The sequence below is a fragment of the Runella sp. R0.1_18 genome, assembly GCF_057652155.1.
In genome coordinates, this window is the sequence record NZ_JBYFCK010000003.1 from 606,306 (window position 1) to 614,162 (window position 7,857).

The window sequence follows — 7,857 nt, forward strand, 5'->3', positions numbered from 1 at the left end:
AAAGAAAAGTCTAATAGTGTTTTCATAAAGAATTACAAATACACATTAGCGTCTTATAAACGAAAAAAGCGTCTGAGACGCTAAACCGTGTCCGTCCCGACTGAAAGTCGGGACAAGCAAAAGACGCTAAACCGTGTCTGCACAGACTTAAAGTCGGGACAAGCAAAACAAAATGTCGGGACAAGCAAAAATAAGTGTATTTTATTCGACAATCTACCCTCTGCACTCGACACTCTCGCTCAAACCTTCAGTATTGTAAATTCTACGCGACGGTTTTTTTTGCGGGTTTCTTCTATTTCGTTGCTGGCTACAGGTTTGGTGGAACCCCAACCTTTGATCTGGATACGCGTCTCGGCAATACCTTTCCCCATCAAATACTTTTTTACCTCTTTCACTCGATTATCCGAAAGTTCCATGTTGAGGTTAAAATCGCCTTGGTTGTCGGTATGGCCTTCCACCAAAATTTCCATATTGGTATATTTATTCATCATTTCGGCGATGCGGTCTAAATCAGGCAACGATTGTGGAACAAGCTCAAACTTGCTTTGCTCGAACACCACGGTATTGAGCGTAATCTTTTTTCCTTCTTTGATGGGGACTAATAAAATATTCCGTTTGATGTCGCGGTAGCGTTTGTCTTTGGAAAGATCAACGATTTCGTCCAACGGAAAAAAGCCATCTTTCACCGCGCTCAGTCGATACGATTCTTGCACAGGAAGTAAAATTTTATACTCCCCTGTTTCGGGGTCGTACTCCACTTTTGACACGTTAGAATTATCCTTCATTAAGTTTGTCACCACTTCCGTTGTTACGGGTTTTTTCGTATCAGCATCCAACACACTCCCCGAAATCATGGCTACAGGTTCGGGGCGAATGGCAGAATATACCTTAAAACGAAAAATATCCTCGCCCCCCATGGAATTTTGCATCGAGCTGACGTAGGCATAATCACCCGAAGCAGGGATACTCAAAAAACCGTCCCATTGAGGTGTATTGATAGCGGGGCCGAGGTTTTCGGGTTGCGACCATTTCGTCCAGCTTTCGTCTAATCGGCGCGAGATAAAAATATCACCTCCGCCGTAGCCCGCGTGGCCGTAAGACGTAAAGTAGAGGGTTTTGTTATCGGTCGCAATAAAAGGCGCACTTTCTACGTCGGCAGTGTTAATGACGCTTCCCATGTTGAGAGGCTTGCTCCACGTGCCGTCGCCTTTTAAAAAAGAAACGTACAAATCACGGTCACCGTTGGTATCCTGGCGTTTGACCGACATGACCAATACGTTGCCTTTGGGGGAAAGGGCAAACTCGGTGTTGTTGCGTTTGTCAAGGTTGTAAATATCTTCAATTTTACACTCCACAGGCACATTCCACCCTGATTTAGAACGAGTTGACTTAGACAAACCAAAAGTCATCGTTCCATCGGGACGATAGACGTTCATCAGGTATAACGTCTTTCCGTCGGGAGAAATACTTACGATCGCATTATTATCGGCATTGTTAATGGGACTTCCCATATTCTGGGCTTCCCCCCACAGTTCGCCTTGACGGGTGGAGAACCAGACATCCTGATTTTCTGCTCCGCCAATATTTTTCTCAAATTTCCCCCTTGTAAAAAATATCGTTTTCCCATCGGGCGAAATCACGGGTGCTACTTCTTGGGCCTTGGAATTGACCCCCACGCCCAAATTTTCCTTGATGATTTCCTTGGGCGCGTCTTTATAGACATTGATTTTAAGCTCAAAAGGTTTAGAAGAGGCGTTTAGGCCGATGGCATCAATTTGGTTGTAACCTTTTACCCGAATAGGATTCAAAACGACTTTAATCGAACTAACCACAAACGTAGTATCGGGCATGTTAAGCGATAACACGCGGCCTACATCCGACAGAACGGGCATCCCATTGTCTAGCACCGACACCTCTTTTCCAGCTGCATCATAAGCAAAAACTTTGGTAATACAACCCTGATTAAAATTTTCAACAATGACGATTTGGCGTGCTTTTTGTGGTGAGTCAAAACCAACTTTAATCCATTCTTCAACGTTTGAGTCGGCATTGTAAGGCGACCATGCACAGGCGGTTTCGCCAAAAGGAGGTATCGAATTGGGATACCCCAACACTTGCACAGCCCTGTATTCTTTGCCCGTTGACTCTTTGATATATTCAGAAGAAAAACCCTGTAACTTACTGGCCCACTGCACCTCTTGTGCGCGGCAAAGACCCAAAAAACCCAAAAAACAGTACAACCAACAAGTTATCTTGGTCATTACAGCGATGAAGTAAGTTCTATTTTATGTGTTTATTATTCGGTAAAAATAAGCAAAAATCGTTCCAAAAACACCTTCTGGTACAGATTTGGCAGATTTACTTTCGGCCTACATTGCCTAGCAACAGTAGCCAATCTTCATCCAAGGTAGGTGGTGTAAGTTCCCTGATTCCTTGCGGTTTAAAATAGCCACCAATGAACCTTTGGTTGGTCCGAGGATTAATCCATAAAGCACGAATATTTGTACCGTTTATTTTACCAACATTCACTTTTAATGTCCTACTTGTGGGTATATAAATGGCCGCCATGCGGTTGTTGGGCAATACCGACACCACACCATAATCATCATTTCCGTACGTGCCACGCCCTTCTACCAAAACCTCATCGGTGGTATCGGGTCGAAACAAGTACCACGGCAATCCGCTAAAAATTTTAAAATACAACTCCATATCCTGTGCGCCTCGTAGTTGGATTTTTTGCCGCCAATCGTCCCCAAAATCAGCTAGAGAGCTTCCGTAACAATGCCCACTTCCACCACTTAAAAGCGACCAATACGCCTGCCGACGAATCACTTGAGCATTTCCATCTTTTTCATCCTCATACTGTGATTCACCTAAAATAAACACCTTTCTGGGGTTTTTGTTATGTTCGCTCAACGAGGCTTCATAAACCTGGGGCATTTCCATCGTCCAAGCACCCGTCTTTCCCCGAAAATACGTATATATCATGCTAAAATCCAGCCACGCTTCTTTTCCTGCCACATCTGTACTGGAATGTGAACTTGCCGCATGGTAAGTCATCAGGTGATGCGGCGCTTCGGCTTTGATGCCCTCTGCCATTGCCCGTTGCACTACTTCCTCCTGTTGCGGGTCACGGTCACCACCCATTACCCAGACTATATTTGAAAATTTATTAAATCGCTTTCCCAAATAAGCACCATACGAGCGGCATTTGTCGGTGCCATTCTTTCGCTGCACCTCATCCCAATTCGTTTTACAACACCCTAGCCAAGCGGGTGCAAGCGCCACCACAATTTGCAAATGAGAGGCATAACGAACTACCTCCTCTACGTGTTGGAAATACTTTTCGTTTGGGTTAGAAAAGTCACCTTTGGACGCAAATGGAAACTGACCGTACGCATTTGCATCGTCGGGTTCAGTTGGGAGCAATTGGACAAAAACTGCGTTGAACTGCTGTGCATTACGGGCCGACAAATATACTTTTGCCTCTTCCATTTTAAGTTTGGAAAGAAGATTCCAGCCCGCATCTGCATTTAGCAAAAAGGGACGATTGAGTTTGTCGGTAAGATAACGGCCATTTTTACTGACTTTCAACGGAAAAATGCCTTGGCTAACTACGGTCACTGGCGCCTTCTTTTTTCGAGAAGACGATCTTCGTTTTTTCTTTTGGGCAAAGAGCGTAGTTGTCGCAAGAAGCAACAGTAAAATCACACGTAACGTTTGGGGCATAACAAAAGAGTCAAGAAGGTTAGGAAAGGGGCAAAACTAATAAAAAACGAAGAACTACCCACTTACTTCACCGTCAGTTCTTCCAAGACCTTGCGTAGCTCAGGCAAGCTCCTTACGTCGGAGCAAGTAAGAAGCAATTTGTTTTTAAGGTCTTTGAGTGCAAAACGCTTGGGATTGCGTTGGATATGACTGAGGATATGCCCAAATTTTGGAGACTGGAAAAACGAATCGTTACCAGTTGAAATAATATAGCCTTTGAGCGTATTGTTTTTGAGGGTCAACTTATCCATAAAAAGCGCTTCGGCCATCCACCTGATTCTCACCATCTCAATCAACCACGTTACTTCCTCAGGTAAAGGACCGAAGCGGTCTGCAACCTCATCACCAAAAGCGCTCAATTCTTCTTCACTCTTGAGGTTGTCCAGACGAGTATATAACGACAAACGTTCTGAAATATTTTTTACGTAATAATCTGGAATCAAAATCGACAAGTCAGTTTCAATCTGGCAATCGACCTGAATAGCCTGTACGGCTTCTCCCAAATCGAATAAATCTTTGAAGGTAGTTTGTTTTAATTCTTGCACGGCTTCGTCCAAAATCTTGTGATACATCTCATACCCAAGGTCATTGACAAAACCACTCTGTTCGGCGCCCAATAAATTTCCCGCTCCCCGAATATCAAGGTCACGCATTGACACCTTGAAGCCATCTCCTAACTCCGAAAACTCTTCCAACGTTTGAAGTCGTTTGCGGGCATCGGTGGTCAAGTGTGAAATGGGCGGCGTCAACAAATAACAAAATGCCTTTCGGTTGGAACGTCCTACCCTACCCCGCATTTGGTGAAGATCCGACATTCCAAAATAATGGGCAGAATTGATGATGATGGTATTCGCATTTGGTATATCAATCCCTGACTCAATAATGTTGGTACTTACTAAAATATCGTATTCCCCCTCGATGAAGCGCATCATCACCTTCTCTAGTTTATCGCCTTCCATTTGACCGTGTGCCACCCCAATACGGGCCTCTGGTACCAAACGTAAAATCAAGTTAGCAATAGACTCAATGTCGTTGACACGATTATGTACAAAGAAAACCTGCCCACCACGGTTAAGCTCATAACTTACCGCATCGCGGATAAATATTTCGCTAAACACCTGCACCTCAGTCGTTACGGGCTGACGATTGGGTGGTGGCGTTGCAATCACCGACAAGTCGCGGGCGCCCATGAGTGAAAAGTGAAGCGTTCGCGGAATAGGAGTTGCCGTCAGGGTCAGCACGTCGATATTGACGCGCATTTCTTTTAAACGGTCTTTGACCTTTACCCCAAACTTTTGTTCTTCATCAATAATTAACAAGCCTAAGTCTTTGAACTTGATGTCTTTATTGACAATACGGTGTGTGCCGACCAAAATATCTACCTTCCCAGCCTCTACATCTTTTAGTATCTCTTTAATTTGTTTTTCGGATTTAAAACGGTTGATGTATTCTACTCGCGCAGGAAAATCGGCCAAACGCTCACTGAACGTTTTATAATGTTGCATGGCCAAAATCGTCGTCGGCACCAACACGGCTACTTGTTTACTATCGGTTACGGCCTTAAACGCTGCCCGAATCGCAATTTCGGTTTTCCCAAAACCCACATCGCCACACACCAAACGATCCATCGGGTGCGGCTTTTCCATGTCATCTTTCACATCCGCCGTTGACTTAGCTTGGTCAGGGGTATCCTCGTACAAAAACGACGATTCCAGTTCGGCTTGTAAATACGTATCTTTGGAAAAAGCAAAACCTTGGGCATTTCGGCGTTTGGCATAAAGCCCAATCAACTCCTGCGCAATGTCCTTGAGTTGTCGTTTTACTTTTGATTTCTTGTTTTCCCACTCTGGCGAGCCCAATTTACTCATGGTCACTACGCCGCCTTCTTTTCCTGTGTATTTCGCGATTTTGTGCAAACTGTGGATGCTGACAAACAAAATGTCATTGTCGCGGTAAATCAGTCGAATTGCCTCTTGGTCTCGCCCCCCTACATCTACTTTTTCCAAGCCCGCAAAACGCCCAATGCCATAGTCCACGTGGGTTACAAAATCGCCCGTTTTCAACGACTTTAACTCCTTCAATGTCAAGGCTTTTGACTTACTAAACTTCTCCTTGACGTGGTATTTGTGAAAGCGTGAAAATATTTGGTGGTCGGTATAACAAATCACCTTGAGTTGGTCGTCGATGTACCCCTCTCGAAGCGAAATATTCATGGGTCGAAACTTGACATACGGGTCAAGCTCATTCACTATTTTCTCCAAACGTTCCAATTGTTTGGCCGATTCTGCCACAATCACGTTGGTATAACCTTGGTGCTGGCGTTCGGACAAGTCATCAATCAATCGTTTGAAATCTTTGTTGAAGGAAGGCTGCGGTTTTGCGCCCCATGTTTCTCTAAAAGAAGCATTATTTGTTTCACTTTTGGGGCTAAAAGGCCCATAAAAGCGTCTTCCAAACTCAATCGTTTTGAAGGTTTTTATTTGGTTCAAAAACCCACGACGCGTTTCAAAAATCTCGTTCGGATCAGATACCAATTGAATATCGCCACTTTTGACCCCTGTCAAAGCATTTTCGGCCTTTTCAAAACATTCTTCAATCACCTCAAGGGTCAACTCTACGTCTTTAAACCACAAAAGGGCATTGGTTGGTAGAAAACTTAAAAACGACTCACGGGTTTCAAGCGTCAATTTATTTTGAATATCAGGGATAATATTGACGTGTTTAACCGCCTCTACCGACAACTGCGAATCGGGATTAAATGAACGAATACTTTCTACTTCATCCCCAAACAATTCGATTCGATATGGGTATTCACTGGCATAAGAAAACACGTCAATAATCCCCCCTCGCACCGAAAACTGACCCGCTTCAAACACAAAATCAGTTATTTCGAAGTCGTAACCCAACAAAAATTCGCGCAAAAACTGCGCATCTAACCGCTCGCCTACTCTTACGGTAAAGGTATTGGTAAGCAACGACCGTTTGTTGATTACTTTTTCAAAAAGTGCCTCTGGGTAAGTCACCACCAAAAAATTATCAGGTACGGCCACGTTGAGTTTATTCAAAATCTCAGCGCGCATGAGCACGTTGGCATTCTCAATTTCCTCGTAGTGGTAGGGACGTTTGTACGACGTTGGGTAATACAAAACTTCTTTACCAAGTAGATTTTGCAAGTCGTTTTGTAGATAAGCGGCCTCTTCACGGTCGCTGGCTACAAACAAGCCCAATCGAGGCAAGCTGTGATGTACCGCCGCCCCAATGACAGCATCCAAGCTCCCAGCAAGCCCCTTGAGTTGGACATGCTGCTGAGCGCTTGAAATCTGGTTTACAATAACTTGAACGAGGCTGTCGTTGGCGTATAACTGAAGAAAATCGTGGGTTGAAAGCATTATCTTAATTCTAAAAAGGCACAAAGGCAGGTTGTTTTTTCAACCAATATTGGCATTATTTATACAACAAAGTTAGGAAGAAATTGATTTAATTTACCTCTCAAACCTACGCACTTCAATTAAGTCTTAGCTCTTTTACAAAATCTTCAACTGCCTTTGAGGCATCAGTTTGTTGTAGCCTTCGGATAAATGCCGAGCCAACAATCGCTCCTTGGCCGTAACGATGCGCAAATTGCACCTCTTCACGGGTTGATATATTAAACCCTATTGCCTTGGGATTTTGCAAAGGAAGTGCCTGAATCCGTTCCAAATACGCCTTACTATCTGACAACGTTGATATTGGGATACAGAACTTCGGGTACGTAGGCACCTCCATAAGGGCCATAAAATCCGTGTTGATTTACTTGATATGACATTGATATAAAAATTGGTTGGCAGAAGAAAAAAAGTGGAGAGGGCAGAAAATAAAAAAGCCACCTGCGAACAGGTGGCTCCTTATTTAAAAGTATATTTTCCCTTTTATAGGAAATGCCATGACTGCTCACACTCTCCAGAATGGATAGTGTGCCACCAGCAAATCGTATATAGGGCTGAAGAATTCATGCCGTAAATGTATAAAATTTGTAACTGTTTAGGTACGCTATTTGCATAGATGAGATTATGGAAGAGTTGATTAAAGAAATATCGGACTTGAAGGCGT

Annotated in this window: 4 protein-coding genes; all 4 read right to left on the minus strand. The window is 43.8% G+C overall.

Annotated elements, in window-relative coordinates:
- Nucleotides 1-239: 239 nt before the first annotated feature.
- Entirely contained in the window at nucleotides 240-2,261 is a 2,022-nt protein-coding gene (locus AC23P2_RS07905) for an OmpA family protein (protein ID WP_487772685.1), read from the minus strand.
- A 97-nt stretch (nucleotides 2,262-2,358) separates the two neighbouring features.
- The gene (locus AC23P2_RS07910; protein WP_487772686.1) at nucleotides 2,359-3,729 is read right to left on the minus strand and encodes a glycoside hydrolase family 140 protein; all 1,371 of its coding nucleotides are present in this window, start codon (nucleotides 3,727-3,729) and stop codon (nucleotides 2,359-2,361) included.
- A 62-nt stretch (nucleotides 3,730-3,791) separates the two neighbouring features.
- On the minus strand, nucleotides 3,792-7,157 hold the full coding sequence (mfd, locus tag AC23P2_RS07915; RefSeq protein WP_487772687.1) for a transcription-repair coupling factor: 3,366 nt from the start codon (nucleotides 7,155-7,157) through the stop codon (nucleotides 3,792-3,794).
- Between the two features lie 115 nt (nucleotides 7,158-7,272).
- Entirely contained in the window at nucleotides 7,273-7,488 is a 216-nt protein-coding gene (locus tag AC23P2_RS07920; RefSeq protein ID WP_487772688.1) for a tryptophan synthase subunit alpha, read from the minus strand.
- Nucleotides 7,489-7,857 lie beyond the last annotated feature (369 nt).

What these genes read in the sequence shown, in the direction of transcription:
- AC23P2_RS07905 (WP_487772685.1), bottom strand. Translation starts at nt 2,261, where the DNA reads ATGACCAAGATAACTTGTTGGTTGTACTGTTTTTTGGGTTTTTTGGGT.
- AC23P2_RS07910 (WP_487772686.1), bottom strand. Translation starts at nt 3,729, where the DNA reads ATGCCCCAAACGTTACGTGTGATTTTACTGTTGCTTCTTGCGACAACT.
- mfd (WP_487772687.1), bottom strand. Translation starts at nt 7,157, where the DNA reads ATGCTTTCAACCCACGATTTTCTTCAGTTATACGCCAACGACAGCCTC.